Source organism: Ruegeria aquimaris, from assembly GCF_025751555.1.
GTDB classification, from domain to species: Bacteria; Pseudomonadota; Alphaproteobacteria; order Rhodobacterales; family Rhodobacteraceae; genus Ruegeria_B; species Ruegeria_B aquimaris.
Genome location: NZ_JAOWLB010000002.1, coordinates 320,861 through 338,855 on the forward strand (window position 1 = coordinate 320,861; position 17,995 = coordinate 338,855).

Sequence of the window (17,995 nt, forward strand, 5' to 3'; positions counted from 1 at the left end):
GAGAACTCATCAATTGTACCATTTAGTATCTACGTAATGCGGCCCTGGTCGGTCATGGAGCGCCTCGTATTTGCATAGCTGCGGCTCTGTCCCGAGCGGAACGGAAACACCGTCGCGAAAGGCCCACTCACCACGGTCGGAATTCTCGGCACGAACATAGCTGGAGATCGCAAAGGCCCGGTCCTTGTCCGACATGTTCGGCAAGGATCCATGCACCGTCAGCAGGCCCCATAGCGCGATGTCACCGGGCTCCTGCTCCAGCCAGACGATAGCGTCAGGGTCCAACCCCTTGGCGCGTAACTCATCTTCTGTGGTCAAACCTTTCATGATCTGCCCGCCTTCGCTGTCGTCCGACAGCCCAAGGTATCCCAATTTTTGGGACCCGGGGATCACCTGAAGGCAACCGTTCTCTCGAGTTGCTGGATCAATTGCCAGGCCGGTATTGACTGTCGATCCCGCAATATCCCGGTAAGCACCCCGGGCTTCCCGGAACCGCAGGTCCTGGTGAAAGCGATAGCCATTCAACCGTGACCCCGGCGGCTTCCAGTGAATCTGTTGCGCCACCTGCTTGATGCTGTCGCCAAGAATAGGCCCGAGAAGTGTCAAATAGGCGTCCGAGCGGCGAAACCTCTCGAAATATTCCGATATCCAGCTCATCCAATAGGCCTGAATCACGTATCTGGCCCCGAAATCGGCCTCTGGCAGGATTTCAAAGCACAAGTTCCCATGGCGCCATGTGGAGGGATGTCTCATGCCCTCTTCATAGATCCGCCGGGCTTCTTTGCGCAGACGGACCACTTCCTCGCCGTCGATGAACTGGCGGACCAAAGCGTATCCTTCTTCGCGGTACTGTTCGGCGGCTGCCCGGACCTGGGTATGAGAAATCACGGTCGCGCCCTCCCTAAACACGTACACAATGGCACTGTTCCTGGCCTCAAACAATTGCATCCGCGCCATATCGGTGCTCCAGATGTCCTCGCCCCCTTGACGCCCTTCCCGATACACCCGAGAAATCCATAAAAAGCCTTGTGTCGAAGGGGGAAACCGTTAGTTTGCCCTTCCCGGCCTACTCGGAGGATGAAGGGATATGAAGATCAGCATCGAACGCGGCGCTCTGCTGAAGGCCGTGGCACAGGCCCAGTCTGTCGTCGAAAGGCGAAACACAATCCCGATCCTGGCCAATGTTCTGATCGAGGCCGAAGGCGATAGTGTTCAATTCCGCGCCACGGATCTGGATATCGAAGTGGTCGACAAGGCCCCGGCCATGGTCGAGCGGGCGGGTGCGACCACGGTGGCGGCCACGACCCTGCACGAGATTGTCCGGAAACTGCCGGATGGCGCGCTTGTAACCCTGACCGCCGATCCGGCCGCTGGCCGCCTGACGGTCGATGCCGGACGCTCGAATTTCTCGCTGGCCACCCTGCCGCGCGAGGATTTCCCGGTCATGGCCTCGTCCGAGTATCAGTCGAACTTTGCCGCCAACGCCGCCGTGCTGCGCCGGTTGTTCGACAAGTCGAAATTCGCGATCTCGACCGAGGAGACGCGTTACTATCTCAACGGCGTCTACATGCATGTGTCAGATGGCCCGGACGGCAAGGTGCTGCGCTGTGTGGCCACCGACGGACACCGTCTTGCGCGGGTCGATGCCGATCTGCCTGCGGGTGCCGTCGATATGCCTGGCGTGATCGTTCCCCGGAAAACCGTCGGAGAACTGCGCAAGCTGCTCGACGATGACGAGATGGATATCGCCGTATCGGTGAGCGAGACCAAGGTACGTTTTGCGACACCGGATATAACCCTGACATCCAAGGTGATCGACGGGACCTTCCCCGACTATACCCGCGTGATCCCACAAGCCAATACGCGTCGGCTCGAGGTGGATGCCGCGGAATTCGCCAAGGCGGTCGATCGGGTTGCAACCGTCAGTTCGGAGCGGTCGCGCGCAGTCAAGCTGCAACTGGAAAACGATAAGCTGGTGCTGTCGGTGAATGCCCCCGACAGCGGTGCCGCCGAAGAGGAGTTGGCCGTTGCCTATGGCGATGAGCGGTTGGAAATTGGGTTTAATGCCAAATACTTGCTGGAGATTGCCAGCCAGGTGGATCGCGAAAACGCGGTGTTCCTGTTCAACTCGTCCGGCGATCCGACCCTGATGCGCGAAGGCAATGACCAAAGCGCGGTCTACGTGGTCATGCCGATGCGCGTCTGATCGCGCTGACGCGCGATGCCTCCGGCGGAGGTGTTTCTGATCACCAGAAGGGAGGGGTCATGGCGCTGGCCCTGACCGCAATCAAGATCTCGCATTTCCGGTCGCATCACTTGCTGCGGCTAAGGCTGGACCAGCGGCCCGTGGCGATCCATGGACCCAACGGCGCGGGCAAGACCAATATCCTTGAGGCGGTGTCGATGTTCTCGCCCGGGCGTGGCATGCGCCGGGCCAGCGCCGCCGAGATGACACGACGCCCTGAGGCGCTGGGTTGGAAGCTCAGCGCAGAGATCGTTGCGGGAACGCAGCGCCACGAGATCGAAACCTGGTCCGAAGGCGGTGCCGCGCGGCAGGTGCGGATCGACGACAAGGCGGCCAGCCAGGTGGCGCTGGGGCGGTTGGTGCGGATGGTCTGGCTGGTGCCGTCGATGGACCGGCTCTGGATCGAGGGGCCCGACGGACGGCGGCGATTCCTCGACCGGATGACCATGAGTTTCGAACCGGATCATGCCGAGGCGGTGCTGACCTATGAAAAGGCGATGCGCGAACGCAACCGCCTGCTACGTGAGCAGGTACGCGATGCGCATTGGTATCTGGCGTTGGAAACGCAGATGGCAACGGCAGGTCATCGGATTCATGTCGCGCGCAAGGCTGCGTTGGCCGCGCTGGGTGCCGCACAGACCGAGGCCGAAACCGCCTTTCCGGCGGCCGATCTGGAGCTGACCCAGACCGAAGGGGCCTTGCCCGAAAGCGAAGGTGACCTGCGCGAGGCCTTGGCAGAGAGCCGGTTTCGTGACCTGGCCGCCGGGCGCACATTGGTGGGGCCGCATCGCAGCGACCTGTATGGTGTCTATGCAGCCAAGGGCGTGCCCGCCAGCGACTGTTCGACCGGCGAGCAGAAGGCGCTGCTGGTCTCGCTGATCCTGGCCAATGCGAGAGCGCTGGCCAGACAGGTTGGGGCGCCGCCGGTGCTGCTGTTGGACGAGATCGCAGCGCATCTGGATGCGGACCGCCGCGCCGCGCTCTATGACGAGATTTGCGCCTCGGGGGCCCAGGCTTGGATGACGGGCACCGGGCCGGAACTGTTTGCCGAACTGGGTGCGCGGGCACAATCCATCGCATTGATAGAGCGGGATGGCCAATCAGAGGTGGTGGGGACATGACCCTGTCCGTGTATGATCTGGCGCTATATGCCGGGGCGGTTTTTATCCTGTTTCTGACACCGGGGCCGGTCTGGTTGGCGCTGACTGCCCGCACCCTCTCAGGCGGGTTTCAGGCGGCCTGGCCGCTGACCCTGGGTGTGGTGGTGGGCGACAGCCTATGGCCGGTTCTTGCGGTTCTGGGCATCGGCTGGATCACCGCCGCCTCGACCCAGATCGCGCTGATACTCAAGGTGGTTGCAGTGCTGGTATTTGTCACCTTGGGGATCGTCACGATCCGAAACGCCGACCGGACCATCGCCAGTGACAGCAGGTTGACCCGGCCTGGTATCTGGGCCGGGTTTCTGGCGGGGTTGGTGGTGATCCTGGGCAACCCCAAAGCGGTGTTGTTCTATATGGGGATCTTGCCGGGCTTCTTTGATCTGTCCGATATCACGACCACCGACCTTGTTGCCATCGTGGCGGTGTCTCAGGCGGTACCGCTGGTGGGCAACCTGATGCTGGCGGCTTTTGTCGATCGGGTGCGGCGGGTACTGAGTTCGCCCCGCGCGCTCAGGCGGATGAACCTGATGGCAGGAGCCATGCTGATCGTCGTCGGGCTGATCCTGCCCTTTACGTGATCAGCCAGGCGGCCAGAAAGGGGTGCAGGGCCTCAGCAGGCGTGCCAGTGGCCTGATCGCCCTGACAGAAGCGGATCGCGATAACCTGGTTGAGGAAGGCCTGAATGCCCTCGGCCAGAAGCGTGGGCGAATGATCGCCCCGCACCGCGCCTGCCGCCTGCATGCCTGCGATCCAACCCGCCCAAAGGTCAATCTGGCGATAGAACCCCTCGGCCACCACCTCGTCCCGCTCGGCTCCGGTGGAGCCCGAGTAACGCAACAGCAGGTCAAAGATCACCCGGTCGCTGGCCACGAAGTCCAGCAGCGGCGCCAAACGGTTCATCAGCTGCGGCAGATCCGTAGGTGGGGCGGCGTTCTCCATCTCGTCGATGATGCGCATCACTTCGGCGCCGATAAGGACGGCCAGCAAGCCATCCTTGTCGGTGAAATGGGAAAACAGCGTGCCCTTGGCGACGCCTGCCGCTTCAACCACATCCTCGACCCGCAGCCCGGCATATCCCTGCGCCTCGACCAGTCGAGACGCCTCGGCCAACAGGCGGGCGCGGGTTTCCAGGCGGCGTTTCTGCGGTGGGCGGGGCATAGCTGTCCTTTCAAAAAATTGACCGAGGTCAAAAATAAATATTGACCCTGGTCATTTTCATTGTATGTAAATTGACCAAGGTCACTTTTGCAGAGGAAACAGGAAAATGTCCACTCGGAAAATCATCGTTCTCAACGGCCACCCGGGCCAGTCGTCGCTGTCGAAATCGCTGTGCGACGCCTATGCCACCGCCGCGCGCGAGACAGGTCATCAGGTTCGCTATCACGATCTATCGCAAATGCGGTTCGATATGGATTACGGCGAGGGTGGCTATAAGAACACCAAACCGCTGGAGCCTGAGTTGGAGGCGTTTCTGGCCGATCTGGAATGGGCCGAACACGTGGTGCTGGCGACGCCGCTCTGGTGGGGTGCCATTCCCGCCAAGCTGAAGGGGCTGTTCGACCGTTCACTGTTGCCGGGACGGGCCTTCGACACTCGCAACACCAATTTCCTAGGCGTTCCGGCGCCGCTGCTCAAGGGGCGCACGGCGCGGGTGCTGATGACATCGGACACGCCGGCGATGCTGTTGGGCCTGTTCTACTCGAACGCGATCAAGAAGCTTCTGGCCCGTCAGATCCTGGGTTTCGTCGGGATCAAGCCGGCCCGCTTTTCGACATTTGCCCCCGCCACCGGCGCCGAGGGCGACCGGGTCCAGAAATGGCTGCGCAAGGCGGCGCAGATGGGTGCAAAAGCGGCCTAAAACAATTGCTGAAAATCAGGCCCGGGCCGTGACATTCCCCTGTGGGTTTCGTATAAAATCACAAAAATACGAAGGAAGGCGCGAATGTCCGAAATCGAGCAACCCGGAAACGAATACGGTGCCGATTCCATTAAGGTTCTCAAGGGATTGGAAGCCGTGCGCAAGCGGCCCGGGATGTATATCGGTGACACCGATGACGGCTCGGGCCTGCATCACATGGTGTACGAGGTTGTCGATAATGGCATCGACGAGGCGCTGGCCGGACATGCCGACCATGTCACCGTCAAGATCCACGCAGACAACAGCGTTTCGGTAACGGATAACGGTCGCGGCATTCCCGTCGATATTCACGCCGAGGAAGGTGTGTCTGCGGCCGAGGTTATCATGACCCAGTTGCATGCGGGCGGTAAGTTCGACAGCAACTCGTACAAGGTGTCAGGCGGCCTGCACGGGGTGGGTGTTTCCGTCGTCAACGCGCTGTCTGACTGGCTGGAACTAAGGATCTGGCGCAAGGGCAAAGAGCATGTCGCGCGGTTCGAGCGTGGCGATACCGTCGAACATCTGCGCGTTGTCGGCGAGTGTGGCGACCGCACCGGAACCGAGGTCCGCTTTCTGGCCTCGACCACCACATTCTCGAACCTGGACTATGTGTTCGAGACACTGGAAAAGCGCCTGCGCGAACTGGCTTTCCTGAATTCGGGCGTGCGCATCATCCTGATCGACGAGCGTCCGGCGGAACGGCTGGAGACCGAGTTGTTTTACGAAGGTGGCGTGCGTGAGTTCGTCAAATACCTGGACCGGTCGAAATCACCCGTGATGCCCGCACCGATCTACATCAAAGGCGAGCGCGACGATATTGGCGTGGAAATCGCGATGTGGTGGAACGATAGCTATCACGAGACGGTGCTGCCCTTTACCAACAACATCCCGCAACGTGATGGTGGTACCCATGTGGCGGGCTTTCGTGGCGCGTTGACCCGGACCATCAACAACTATGCCCAGTCAAGCGGCATCGCGAAGCGGGAAAAGATCAACTTCACCGGCGATGACGCACGTGAGGGGCTGACTTGCGTCCTTTCGGTCAAGGTGCCCGATCCGAAATTCTCGTCCCAGACCAAGGACAAGCTGGTCTCCTCCGAGGTGCGCCCGGCGGTCGAGAACCTGGTGAACGAGAAACTGGCCGAGTGGTTCGAAGAAAATCCCAATGTCGCCAAGCAGATCGTCGGCAAGATCATCGAGGCCGCACTGGCCCGCGAGGCCGCTCGCAAGGCGCGCGAGCTGACCCGGCGCAAGACGGCGATGGATGTGAACTACCTGGCCGGCAAGCTCAAGGACTGTTCGGAAAAGGACCCGTCCAAGACCGAGGTGTTCCTAGTCGAGGGTGACAGCGCCGGCGGTTCTGCCCAGACCGGGCGCGACCGTCGGACCCAAGCAGTGCTGCCCCTGCGCGGCAAGATCCTGAACGTGGAACGGGCGCGGTTCGACCGGATGCTCAGCAGTCAGGAGATTGGCAACCTGGTGATGGCGCTGGGTACTGGCATCGGGCGCGACGAGTTCAACATCGACAAGCTGCGTTACCACAAGATCGTCATCATGACCGATGCCGACGTCGACGGCGCGCATATCCGTACCTTGCTGCTCACCTTCTTCTACCGGCAGATGCCGGAACTGATCGAGGGCGGGTATCTCTATATCGCGCAACCGCCGCTCTACAAGGTCGCGCGTGGCAAATCCGAGGTTTACCTCAAGGACCAGGCGGCGCTGGACGACTACCTGATTCAGCAAGGCGTCGAAGGCGCGGTGCTGAAGCAGGGCAATGGCGAAGAGATTGTTGGTCAGGACCTGGCCCGCGTGGTCGATGAAGCGCGTCAGCTGAAACGCGTCCTCGATGCCTTCCCGACCCATTACCCCCGCCACATTCTGGAACAGGCCGCCGTCGCTGGTGCTTTTGTCGCCGGTGCCGTTGATGCAGACCTGCAAGGGGTGGCCGACAAGGTTGCCGCGCGGCTTGACCTGATCGCCCTTGAATATGAGCGCGGCTGGCTCGGCCGGATCACCCAGGATCATGGCATCCGGCTGGCGCGCATATTGCGCGGTGTCGAAGAGGTTCGGACGCTGGACGGCCCGATGCTGCGCTCGGGCGAGGCCCGCAAGACCGGCAGCTTTACCCGCAGCCTGCAAGATGTCTACACCCTGCCGGCCTCTCTGGTGCGGCGTGACCGCACGCAGGTGATCCATGGGCCACTCTCGCTGCTCAAGGCAATCCTGGAAGAGGGCGAAAAGGGACTCTCCCTGCAACGCTACAAGGGTTTGGGAGAGATGAACCCGGACCAATTGTGGGAAACCACCCTTGATCCGGACGCGCGGACATTGCTTCAGGTGCGGGTGGACGACATGGTCGAGGCCGACGACATCTTCACGAAACTGATGGGGGATTCGGTCGAACCGCGGCGCGAATTCATCCAGACCAATGCGCTCAACGTGGAAAACCTCGATTTCTGACAGACAGCGTTTCGGCCTGTTGGCTTGCCGCTACTTCCAGGCAAAGGCAGGTTGATCGAAATGCGAAACCCGAGTTGTCTTGCCCCGCAGCGCGATCTCTCGAAACTGATAGAGGATCGCGGCTGTGGGGGCATACATGTAGTGTCCCAAGGTTGGGAAAAAGGCGGATAGAACAGGGTGTTCACTGTTCTCGCTTTTCTCAAGCCTCGGGATGTCGGGGCTATCGAGTTCACGCAGAGGTAGGTGAAAAACCTGTGCCACTTCCGAAGGGTCAGGCCGCAGTTCCAGTTCGCCAGAGGCCCACATCACAACCGGTGACATGCGAAACCCGGATCGGGTCGGAAACTGGTCCAGCCGTCCCAGGACGTCGTCCTGTTTCAAGTCGAGACCCAGTTCCTCGCGCAGTTCCCTGAGGGCTGCCTCCGTTTCGTTTTCGCCGTCATCCAGACGACCACCGGGCAAGGCATACTGGCCGCCATGGCGATTCAATCGTGGAGGCCGCAAGGTCATGAGAACACAGGCTTCGCCTGTGTCTGTGAGTTCAGTCACCACGATTGCAACAGCTGCATCGCGCAACCCGGATCGTTGGATCGTCTGGTCGGTGAAACGCCCAAGATTGGCTTGGATCTGGAACAGCAGATCAGGGCCGAACATGTAGGGCTGCAAGAAACGTTTCCCTCCTCGGGTTCATGGGCCTACGGGACCCTACTCCCCACTCCTGAAAGTGTTCAAGGTGAACGAGAGGAATGCAGCCTAACCAACTCTCATCAGCCGCCGCAACGCTTCTCCGCATCTTCTACAGCAGCCGTGAAACCCAACAACGAGAAGGTATCCTTGGTCTGGGTTCCCCTCGCCGAACGCGCCGTCAACGTGGCCTCGGAGCCGCGCTTCATCACGGCGACAATCTTGGCGTCGTCGGCGGCGGTTGCCGGCCAGGCCCATTCGCCCTCGGTGATCAGTTCGAATTCCGTGCCGCTGACGTTCAGGTTGACGGTCGAGCCGGGCGCAAACGGATAACCGCCAGTGAACGTGACCTGCCCGTTGACCCCGGCCTTGGGTCGAAAGAAAACCATCAGAAGGATGTCGCTGCGCCGTACGGATACGACGCTGCCCCCGCGAGTATTGACGGTTTCCTTGGGCGCCGAAACGCTCCAGCACTCGGTCGGATTGTCTTCGACAAAGACGCTCCAATCCGTCTTGGATGCCACTCGGTTAGAGCTTTCGCCTTGCTGTGCGATTGCGGTGGTTGCGGCCGCCCCGGCCAGACACAGGCCCGCAATTCCGCGGACAAGTTTCGATCCCATCTGTTCAGCCCTCCAGCTGACCTTTACCTCAATATCAAAAGAATGCTTCGCGGAGCTTTGCCGATCCGTCTGCCTTGCGCATTCCCTTGATTGCCGACATAGACACATTAACGCAGAATTCGCCACGGACGAAAGGGCGATTGGCGAGATTTCGCGCACAAATTGGCGGAGAACATCATGATTCAACCAGTTCCGATGGCCGAAGTTTGGCGCGGACCCATTCTGGAAAGCCTGCATCTGGGTCACGCGGTGATCTGCGACCAGGCAGGAAGCATTGTCCGCAGCTGGGGTGATCCCGATCTGGTGATGTACCCGCGCTCGTCCAGCAAGATGATTCAGGCTCTGCCGCTCTTGTCCTCGGGGGCGGCCGCCAAATACGGGCTGGGCAGCGAACAACTCGCGCTCGCCTGCGCCTCTCACAACGGCGCCGCGATCCACACCGAACGGGTTGACCACTGGCTGGCACAACTGGGCCTGAGCGATGGTGATCTGAGATGCGGGCCGCAAGACCCCGATGACCGGCCCGAGCATGAACGGCTGATCCGCGCCCAAGAAAAACCCTGTCAGATGCATAACAACTGTTCGGGCAAGCACTCTGGCTTTCTGACGCTCAGCCAGCATCTGGGGGCCGGGCCGGAATACATCGACATCGATCACCCGGTTCAGCAATCCTGCCTGGCCGCGTTCGAGGACGTCACCGGCGAAGACAGCCCCGGATACGGAATAGACGGGTGTTCCGCGCCGAACTTTGCAACCTCTCTCAAGGGTTTGGCGCGAGCCATGGCATGGTTCGCTTCTGCCTCGACCCGCTCGGACCGGCAGAGCCAGGCGGCCGCCGATCTTACCGCAGCGATGATGAAACACCCCGAATTGGTCGCAGGTGAAGGACGAGCCTGCACCGAGCTGATGCGCGCCATGAACGGACGGGCAGCGATCAAGACCGGGGCCGAAGCGGTGTTCGTCGCGATTCTGCCGGAAACGCAATTGGGGATTGCCGTAAAGATCACCGATGGCAGCACGCGGGCCAGCGAATGCGCGATTGCCGCGATTTTGGTCAGTCTTGGCGTCCTTGATCCGGGTCATCCGGCCACGCGCAAGCGGCTGGACACACCCATCCTGAACCGGCGCGGTATCGACTGCGGCAGCATCCGTGCCACAGCCGAGTTGCGGTTCTGATCCGGATCACATCTCGATGATCTCGGCCACCTCGACGGTGCCGTTGCCCGACACCACCATCGGGCACCCCTTGGCCATGTCGGCGGCGGCACCGATACTAGCGGCGCGCACCACGGTATAGCCCGAGAGCGGGTTTGCACCGCCATCGTCGGCCACGCCTGCGGCGCTGACGGTCTTGGACTGGCCAACCGGGTTGCCGGGGATCACAACCGCGTCGCCCATGGCGCCGAACCAGGCCTGCCATGCGGCCATGACCTCGGCCCTTTCCTCGGGCGTTTCCGGCGTCTTGCCGCCGTGATAGGCAAAGATGAAATCAGGCATGTCGCGTTCCTTTCCTTTGGTCATGAAACATCAGGGTCAGGCGAGTTCCGCCGCAAGCTTGCGCAACGACGAGGTCCAGCCCGCCTCGTGACGCAGGCTCATCTCGTCATCGCCCAGTTCGCGGTGGTCCAGGATCAGCCGCGCGCCCTTGGCGCAGGGTTCAACGATAAACATCACATGGCTTTCCGGCCCGCGCCGGTCGTCATCGTCATGCCAGCCCCATGTGAAACCCACCGAATGCGGCGGTTTCACATGGGTAACGTGGCCCGAGACCTTGTAGCGCTGGCCCTCATCATTCACCATGACTGAGAACCAGGGCCCCAGCCGGGTGAAATCGAGGTCATGCTGATCGGCGGGCACATGCAGGCCCTCGGGCCCCCACCATTGCAGCAGTTTCGCGCCATCGCTGACCCAGGCGAACAGGGCCTCGGGCGTGACGGCGAATTCGCGTTCCAGTCTCAGGTCGGCCATGTCTTGTCGCTTTCGATTGCGGCGGCCAGCCGGTCCAGGCTGCGCTCCCAAAAGGTGCGTTTCGAGATCGTCCAGTCGGCAATCGCGCGCAGCCCCTCGGGCGCCACGGAATAGAGCCGCTGGGTGCCATTGATGCGCTGGCGAACCAACCCGGCCTGACGCAACAGTTTCAGATGCCGCGAGATGGCGGCGCCCGACATGCCCTTGCCCTCGACCAGATCACCGGCGGACAATTCGCCCTCGGTCATCAGCTGTTCGACGATGGCGAAACGGGTCGGGTCGGACAAAGCCGAAAAGGCGGCCAGAAGCTGGGTCATGGTCGCATTATTTAACATTTACGTTAATAATGCAAGCGGCAGATCATGCCGTGACGAAATCCGCCTTTGCGTAGCCCTGAACAAACAGCAACGCGGTCAGGTCGCCGTGATTGATGCGTACCTCGCATTGGGCCGCGACCGAAGGTTTGGCGTGCAGGGCAACGCCGGTTCCGGCGCGGCCCAGCATGCCCAGATCGTTGGCGCCGTCGCCCACCGCGATCACATCCTGTTCGGACAGACCCAAACGTGCCGTGATCTGCTCCAGCGCATCGACCTTGGCCTGACGGCCCAGGATCGGGCGCCCCACATCGCCGGTCAGCTTGCCACCGGCGGCCAACAGCGTATTGGCGCGATTCTCGTCAAAGCCCAGTTGCGCGGCCACTCGGGCGGTAAAGGCCGTGAACCCGCCCGAGACCAGCGCCGCATAGCCGCCATTGGCGCGCATCGTCGCCACCAGCGCCCGCCCGCCCGGCATCAGGGTGATGCGGGTGTCGAGCACATGGCCGATCACCGCCTCATCCAGCCCGCGCAACAGGCCCACGCGTTCGAGCAGCGCGCCCTCGAAATCCAGTTCACCGTTCATCGCGCGGGCGGTGATCTCCTTGACCCGCTCGCCGACCCCAGCCTCGTCGGCCAGTTCGTCAATGCATTCTTGCTGGATCATGGTGCTATCCATATCCGCCAGCAGCATCCGCTTCTTCCGACCCTCGGCAGGCTGCACCACCAGATCGACGCCCAATGCCTGTAGATCATCCCAAACCTGCCAGCGATTGCCGGGCAGGGTCGCAAGCGTGAATTCCGCCGCCTCGTCGAGGCTGAGCCAGACCGCATCGCCACCGCCCCAGGCATTGCGCAGCGAATCGACCAACGCCGGGTCGAGACGGGCAATAGCGGGATTGGTCAACAGCGTGGCGACATACATGGGGCATCTCCTTTGGGTCGAAACCGCCATATCGCAGGCGCGAAATCTCCGCCAGCCCCAGCCGAGTTTGCGCCCCACGCCTCAGACCGGCCTCCACCCGATGCGTGCGCCTCCATTAACCCACTGTAAAAAATAGGATATATCTCTCAATCCCGAATGCCGCCTCACGGTGCCCTGCCCTGGCACAGGATTTCCTTACTGCGAAACGCAAGTTTCCGATCGTAGTCACAAAAGTCGCAATCAAATGCCAAAGCGGCGATTTTCGACATCTATTTCGCTTGCGTGCCGCACTGCGGCGGACTAGCTCTGTCGTCGGGACACCCCTCCCCAACGAGGGGCGCTTATCTGGAAGGATAGCATTCATGGCTATTGCACAACCGGCAACGCGGCCGGCCAATCCGCGGTTCTCCTCTGGCCCCTGTGCCAAACCCCCCGTTTTTGATGTTTCCAAACTCGCCGATGCCGCGCTGGGCCGCTCGCATCGTGCCGCCATCGGCAAGGACAAGCTGAAAGCTGCCATCGAAGGCACTCGCGAAATTCTGGGCATCCCCGCCGACTATCGCATCGGCATCGTTCCCGCCTCAGACACCGGCGCGGTGGAAATGGCGCTGTGGTCGCTGCTGGGTGCGCGCAAGGTCGAGATGCTGGCCTGGGAAAGTTTTGGCGCTGGCTGGGTCACCGATGTGGTGAAGCAGCTGAAACTGGACGCCGAGGTCAAGACCGCCGATTACGGCCAGATCGTCGATCTGGCCTCTGTAGATTGCGACAATGACGTTGTGTTCACCTGGAACGGCACCACCTCGGGCGTGCGCGTCCCGAATGGCGACTGGATCGCCGCCGACCGTCAGGGCCTGACCATCTGCGACGCCACCAGCGCCGCCTTTGCCATGGACCTGCCCTGGGACAAGCTGGATGTGACCACTTTCTCCTGGCAGAAAGTTCTGGGGGGCGAGGCCGCGCATGGCATGATCGTACTGAGCCCGCGCGCGGTGGAGCGGCTGGAAAGCTACACCCCCGCATGGCCGCTGCCCAAGATCTTCCGCATGACCAAGGGCGGCAAGCTGATCGAGGGCATCTTCAAGGGCGAGACGATCAACACGCCGTCGATGCTGGCGGTCGAGGATTACCTGCTGGCGCTCGACTGGGCACGTTCGGTTGGTGGCCTGAACGGTCTGATCGCGCGGGCCGATGCCAATGCGCAGGCGATCTTCGATTTCTGCGAGGCACATGACTGGGTCACCAACCTGGCAGAGGATGCGGCCACGCGGTCCAATACCAGCGTCTGCCTGAAGTTCACCGATGCGCGCATTCAGGATGGCGCCGGGTTTGCCAAGGCAGTCGCCAAGCGGCTGGAGGCCGAGGGCGTGGCGCTGGATATCGGCGCCTATCGCGACGCGCCGGCCGGGCTGCGCATCTGGTGCGGCGGCACGGTCGAGACCGTTGACATCTCGGCGCTGTTGCCCTGGCTCGCCTGGGCCTTTGAGGCCGAGATCGCCGCGCAGGCGCAGGCTGCCTGAGGAACGGTGGGCAAAATGCCCACCCTACAGATGCTCGATTGAGTAGGGTGGGCAGTCTGCCCACCGTCCAAGCTCCCAATTCAAAGGACCGCCCATATGGCTCCCAAAGTACTCATCTCTGACAAGCTGTCGGACGCCGCCGTCCAGATCTTCCGCGATCGCGGGATCGACGTTGATTTCCAGCCTGACCTGGGCAAGGACAAGGACAAACTGGCCGAGGTCATCGGCCAGTATGACGGCCTTGCCATCCGCTCGGCCACCAAGGTGACGGAAAAGATCCTCGAGTCCGCAACCAACCTGAAGGTCATCGGCCGCGCCGGGATCGGGGTCGACAACGTGGACAAGGACGCCGCCTCGAAAAAGGGCGTGATCGTCATGAACACGCCCTTTGGCAACATGATCACCACCGCCGAACACGCCATCGCCATGATGTTCGCCGTCGCACGTCAGATTCCCGAGGCCAGCGCCTCGACCCATGCGGGCAAATGGGAAAAGTCCAAGTTCATGGGCGTTGAACTGACGAACAAGACCCTGGGCGTGATCGGTGCGGGCAATATCGGCGGAATCGTTTGCGACCGCGCCCGTGGCCTCAAGATGAAGGTTATCGCCTACGATCCCTACCTGGGCGAGGAGAAAGCCAACAAGATGGGCGTTGAAAAGGTCGAGCTGGACGAACTGCTCGCCCGCGCCGATTTCATCACCCTTCACGTGCCGCTGACCGATCAGACCCGCAACATCCTGAGCCGCGAGAACCTGGCCAAGACCAAGAAGGGCGTTCGTGTCATCAACTGCGCCCGTGGCGGTCTGGTGGACGAAGAGGCGCTGGCCGACCTCCTGAAATCGGGTCACGTGGCAGGCGCCGCATTCGACGTGTTCAGCGTTGAACCGGCCAAGGAAAACCCGCTGTTCAACCTGCCCAACGTGGTCTGCACCCCGCACCTGGGCGCCGCCACCACCGAGGCGCAGGAAAACGTCGCCCTGCAAGTGGCCGAGCAGATGTCGAACTATCTGCTGACCGGCGCGGTCGAAAACGCGCTCAACATGCCGTCGGTCACCGCCGAAGAGGCCAAGGTCATGGGCCCCTGGATCGCGCTTGCAGGGCATCTGGGCAGCTTTGTCGGACAGATGACCGACGAGCCGATCAAGGCGATCAACATTCTCTATGACGGCGTGGCTGCGAAAATGAACCTGGCGGCGCTGAACTGCGCGACCGTGGCAGGCATCATGAAAAGGTCAAACCCGGACGTGAACATGGTGTCGGCCCCCGTTGTGGCCAAGGAACGGGGCATCCAGATCTCGACCACCAACCAGGACAAGTCGGGCGCCTTTGACGGCTATGTAAAAGTGACCGTCGTCACCGACAAGCGCGAACGCTCAGTCGCTGGCACGGTGTTCAGCGACGGCAAACCGCGCTTCATCCAGATCAAGGGTATCAATGTCGACGCCGAGATCGGCGCGCATATGCTCTATACCACCAACGAGGACGTGCCGGGCATCATTGGTACACTGGGCCGCACCATGGGCGATCATGGCGTGAACATCGCCAACTTTACCCTGGGCCGCGCGGGTCCGGGCGGCGAAGCCATTGCGCTTCTCTATGTCGACGAGCCGGTCCCAGCCGAGGCGCGCGCAAAACTTGCGGAAACCGGGATGTTCAACCAGATCAAACCGCTGGAGTTTGATGTGGTCTAAGCCAGCTATTCCGGCAGGAAAAAGGGCGCCACACGGCTTGTGTGGCGCCCTTTTTTGTCAGCAGCGAAGATTTGCGACGCCGTTTCGTCGTTTCCGGATCGGCAAGGGCAAGCCGTTTGGTCGTAAGGAGCCAATGCAACATGTCCGGAGAATGCCATGACCGAGGCCGTTCAGACGTTGATTGACGCGCTTTGCCTGCCGCTTCTGGCCGAGACGCGGGTCGAGGCGGCCCGTACAGCTCTGGTGCTGCAAGAAATGGGGCCGCAGCAACTTTGCATTCCGCAAACACAGACGGCAGAGCATCTTGCAATGCGGAGCCTCCTTGCCCAATCGCCTCATCCTGCCGCGCCGGGATTGCTGGCGGCGTTCGATCTGCTCCCTTGGGGTGTAAACCCTGTCGCTGCGCAGGTTGGTGACCGCGGCTCCATGTATATCGTTGCAACCCTCATGGGGCCTGAAGGCCCCGTGCCCTGCGCCAATCTGCGCATGGGCCTCTATTATCAGCGCCCCAATACCTATTACGGGCTGCACAATCATGACGCCGACGAAACCTATACCATCCTTGCCGGTTCAGCGATTTGGACCGCAGGCGAGGACACGCAATTGCGTGAGACCGGCGCGCAGATACATCACCCATCACTGATGCCGCATGCATTCCGGGCAGGGCCAGAGGGGCTTTTGACGTTCTGGCGTTGGAGCGGCGATATCAATCTGCACTCCTACACCATGCTAGATGATCCCGAAGCGGTGCTAACGGCCTGAACTGCTTTTCTCTCTGACGCCGTCGCGCTATGTGTGGATCGTCAAAGCATAATCCCACATACAGGCCTCGCCCATGCAACCGATCTATGCCGTAGGTGATATCCACGGTCAAAAGACCATGCTGGAAGATGCGCTCGCCCGGATCGACCGGGACGGCGGTGGGCGCATAGTTTTCTTGGGCGACTACACCGACCGGGGACCGGACTCCGCCGGGGTCGTCGAGTTGCTGCGCAACGGGCTGGACGAAGGTCGCGACTGGATCACGCTCAAGGGCAACCACGACCGCATGTTCGAGATGTTCCTGCGCGACCACCCTGCCAATGACGATCGGCTGCTTGTCGGTTATCACTGGCTGCATGAGCGGATCGGCGGGATTGAAACGCTCGCCTCCTATGGTGTCGATGTTCCCGATGGCGCACGGATCTATCAGGTGCACGCCCAAGCGCGCGATGCGGTTCCACCCGATCACTTGGCGTTTCTGTCCGGGCTGCCGTCCTACCACCTGGAAAACGAGCTTCTCTTCGTCCACGCGGGCATCCGTCCCGGTGTGCCGCTGGAACAGCAATGCGAACACGATCTGATATGGATCAGGCACGAGTTTCTTGACGATCCGCGACCGCATCCGTGGCTGGTGGTGCACGGGCATACACCCGGACGCATGGCGGAACATTTCGGTAACCGCATCAACCTGGATGCGGGAGCAGGCTATGGGAGGCCGCTGGCGACCGCGGTGTTCGAAGGCCAGGACTGCTGGCTTTTGACCGAACATGGCCGTGTTCCGCTTATTCCCAAAGGTCGGTAGATAGGTACTTCAATCCACTATCGCAAATCATGACTCCGACTGTTCCCCCGGCTTCCGGCCCGGCCAACAGGCGCAATGCGGCAGCCACATTGGCACCGGCTGAAAAGCCGCCGAATATTCCCTCTTCCCGCGCCAACGCCCTTGCGGTCTCGCGCGCCTCCGCGCCGCTGACCTGAACAAAACCATCCACAGGCACTCCCATCAGGAAATCGAGATCAGCCATCGCATAGCCACCCCCCTGGATAGGATGGGAAGGACATGTGGCATCCAACCCGGCCAGCACCGCGGCGCCTTCGGGTTCGACAACATATCCGCGCATGTCCGGCTGGAACCGGCGCAGCCCTTCCATGACTCCGCCGAGTGTTCCGCCAGATCCGACAAAATCGACAAATGCGGTCAGCTCGCCATCCGAATCCGCCCACAATTCAGGCGCGGTGGTCTGCGCATGCGACAGGGCATTGCCGGAATGGTGGAACTGGTCGGCCCGGAACGCCACGCGTTCCATCGTGATCCGTCGCGCTGCTTCTTCCACCAGCGCAAGATCAGCTCCGGACACTTGCCCGGGCAAAGAACCAGACGCCTGATCGACCAGAACCACTTCGGCCCCAAGCGCCGCCATCATGCGCGCCCGCTCTGCCGAGTTGCCCCGGCTCATCACCGCAACAAACGGGTATCCACGAATGGCACAAACAATAGCCAAACCCGTCCCCATATTGCCGGATGTCAGTTCCACCACAGTCTGGCCGGGCCGCAGCGAACCATCGGCCTCAGCCGCAGAGATAATTCCAAGCGCCGCGCGATCCTTCTTCGAGAACCCAGGATTCAGATAGTCGAGCTTGGCCAGAATGCGCCCTTGCAACCCGCGCGCCGCCACCATCCGGTCCAGCCAGATGGCGGGTGTCCCTCCAATCGCCTCGACAATCGAATTCAGCGCCATCAGAACCTC

19 protein-coding genes are annotated in these 17,995 nt (G+C 61.5%); 10 read left to right on the forward strand and 9 right to left on the reverse strand.

What is annotated here, in order from left to right:
• Positions 1-9 precede the first annotated feature (9 nt).
• Complete coding sequence (locus tag OE747_RS04340) at positions 10-957, reverse strand: phytanoyl-CoA dioxygenase family protein (RefSeq protein WP_263827376.1); 948 nt, start codon at positions 955-957, stop codon at positions 10-12.
• A 130-nt stretch (positions 958-1,087) separates the two neighbouring features.
• On the opposite strand from OE747_RS04340, the gene dnaN reads away from it, so the two are divergent.
• The 3 genes from dnaN to OE747_RS04355 are packed head-to-tail and all read left to right on the forward strand — an operon-like array spanning position 1,088 to position 3,983.
• On the forward strand, positions 1,088-2,206 hold the full coding sequence (dnaN, locus tag OE747_RS04345) for a DNA polymerase III subunit beta (RefSeq protein WP_263827377.1): 1,119 nt from the start codon (positions 1,088-1,090) through the stop codon (positions 2,204-2,206).
• Positions 2,207-2,265: 59 nt separating this feature from the next.
• Positions 2,266-3,366, forward strand: coding sequence for a DNA replication/repair protein RecF (recF, locus tag OE747_RS04350; protein ID WP_263827378.1), 1,101 nt, complete (start codon positions 2,266-2,268; stop codon positions 3,364-3,366).
• Positions 3,363-3,983, forward strand: coding sequence for a LysE family translocator (locus OE747_RS04355; RefSeq protein ID WP_263827379.1), 621 nt, complete (start codon positions 3,363-3,365; stop codon positions 3,981-3,983). The genes recF and OE747_RS04355 overlap by 4 nt, the downstream gene beginning before the upstream one ends.
• On the opposite strand, the gene OE747_RS04360 is transcribed toward OE747_RS04355, so the two are convergent.
• Positions 3,976-4,563 (reverse strand): TetR/AcrR family transcriptional regulator, encoded by a 588-nt coding sequence (locus tag OE747_RS04360; protein ID WP_263827380.1) that lies wholly within the window; start codon positions 4,561-4,563, stop codon positions 3,976-3,978. The genes OE747_RS04355 and OE747_RS04360 overlap by 8 nt on opposite strands.
• A 106-nt stretch (positions 4,564-4,669) precedes the next feature.
• On the opposite strand from OE747_RS04360, the gene OE747_RS04365 reads away from it, so the two are divergent.
• Together OE747_RS04365 and gyrB are read left to right on the forward strand one after the other, a co-directional pair.
• Complete coding sequence (locus OE747_RS04365) at positions 4,670-5,263, forward strand: NAD(P)H-dependent oxidoreductase (RefSeq protein ID WP_263827381.1); 594 nt, start codon at positions 4,670-4,672, stop codon at positions 5,261-5,263.
• 84 nt (positions 5,264-5,347) lie between these two features.
• The gene (gene gyrB / locus OE747_RS04370; protein ID WP_263827382.1) at positions 5,348-7,765 is read left to right on the forward strand and encodes a DNA topoisomerase (ATP-hydrolyzing) subunit B; all 2,418 of its coding nucleotides are present in this window, start codon (positions 5,348-5,350) and stop codon (positions 7,763-7,765) included.
• 30 nt (positions 7,766-7,795) lie between these two features.
• Here gyrB and OE747_RS04375 read toward each other — a convergent pair whose 3' ends face one another.
• Positions 7,796-8,419, reverse strand: coding sequence for an NUDIX hydrolase (locus OE747_RS04375; RefSeq protein ID WP_263827383.1), 624 nt, complete (start codon positions 8,417-8,419; stop codon positions 7,796-7,798).
• 113 nt (positions 8,420-8,532) lie between these two features.
• Positions 8,533-9,069, reverse strand: a complete 537-nt coding sequence (locus OE747_RS04380) for an invasion associated locus B family protein (protein ID WP_263827384.1) — start codon at positions 9,067-9,069, stop codon at positions 8,533-8,535.
• A gap of 177 nt (positions 9,070-9,246) precedes the next feature.
• Here OE747_RS04380 and OE747_RS04385 point away from each other — a divergent pair, with 177 nt between their 5' ends.
• Positions 9,247-10,245 (forward strand): asparaginase, encoded by a 999-nt coding sequence (locus tag OE747_RS04385; protein ID WP_263827385.1) that lies wholly within the window; start codon positions 9,247-9,249, stop codon positions 10,243-10,245.
• A gap of 6 nt (positions 10,246-10,251) precedes the next feature.
• Here the strand turns inward: OE747_RS04385 and OE747_RS04390 are convergent, their stop codons facing one another.
• The 4 genes from OE747_RS04390 to serB are packed head-to-tail and all read right to left on the reverse strand — an operon-like array spanning position 10,252 to position 12,276.
• Entirely contained in the window at positions 10,252-10,566 is a 315-nt protein-coding gene (locus OE747_RS04390; protein WP_263827540.1) for a YciI family protein, read from the reverse strand.
• Positions 10,567-10,602: 36 nt separating this feature from the next.
• Positions 10,603-11,037, reverse strand: a complete 435-nt coding sequence (locus tag OE747_RS04395; RefSeq protein WP_263827386.1) for an SRPBCC family protein — start codon at positions 11,035-11,037, stop codon at positions 10,603-10,605.
• The gene (locus tag OE747_RS04400) at positions 11,025-11,354 is read right to left on the reverse strand and encodes an ArsR/SmtB family transcription factor (RefSeq protein WP_263827387.1); all 330 of its coding nucleotides are present in this window, start codon (positions 11,352-11,354) and stop codon (positions 11,025-11,027) included. Before OE747_RS04400 ends, OE747_RS04395 begins: the two co-directional genes overlap by 13 nt.
• A gap of 43 nt (positions 11,355-11,397) precedes the next feature.
• On the reverse strand, positions 11,398-12,276 hold the full coding sequence (serB, locus tag OE747_RS04405; protein ID WP_263827388.1) for a phosphoserine phosphatase SerB: 879 nt from the start codon (positions 12,274-12,276) through the stop codon (positions 11,398-11,400).
• A 362-nt stretch (positions 12,277-12,638) separates the two neighbouring features.
• Here serB and OE747_RS04410 point away from each other — a divergent pair, with 362 nt between their 5' ends.
• The 4 genes from OE747_RS04410 to OE747_RS04425 all read left to right on the forward strand — a co-directional run bounded on the left by OE747_RS04410 (position 12,639) and on the right by OE747_RS04425 (position 17,049).
• Positions 12,639-13,793: a phosphoserine transaminase gene (locus OE747_RS04410; protein WP_263827389.1), complete on the forward strand. Its 1,155-nt coding sequence runs from the start codon at positions 12,639-12,641 to the stop codon at positions 13,791-13,793.
• Between the two features lie 96 nt (positions 13,794-13,889).
• Positions 13,890-15,485, forward strand: a complete 1,596-nt coding sequence (gene serA / locus OE747_RS04415) for a phosphoglycerate dehydrogenase (protein WP_263827390.1) — start codon at positions 13,890-13,892, stop codon at positions 15,483-15,485.
• Positions 15,486-15,641: 156 nt separating this feature from the next.
• On the forward strand, positions 15,642-16,247 hold the full coding sequence (locus OE747_RS04420) for a dimethylsulfonioproprionate lyase family protein (RefSeq protein WP_263827391.1): 606 nt from the start codon (positions 15,642-15,644) through the stop codon (positions 16,245-16,247).
• Positions 16,248-16,320: 73 nt separating this feature from the next.
• Positions 16,321-17,049, forward strand: a complete 729-nt coding sequence (locus OE747_RS04425) for a metallophosphoesterase (protein WP_263827392.1) — start codon at positions 16,321-16,323, stop codon at positions 17,047-17,049.
• Here the strand turns inward: OE747_RS04425 and OE747_RS04430 are convergent.
• Positions 17,030-17,986: a PLP-dependent cysteine synthase family protein gene (locus OE747_RS04430; RefSeq protein ID WP_263827393.1), complete on the reverse strand. Its 957-nt coding sequence runs from the start codon at positions 17,984-17,986 to the stop codon at positions 17,030-17,032. The two genes, OE747_RS04425 and OE747_RS04430, sit on opposite strands and share 20 nt — an antisense overlap.
• Positions 17,987-17,995 lie beyond the last annotated feature (9 nt).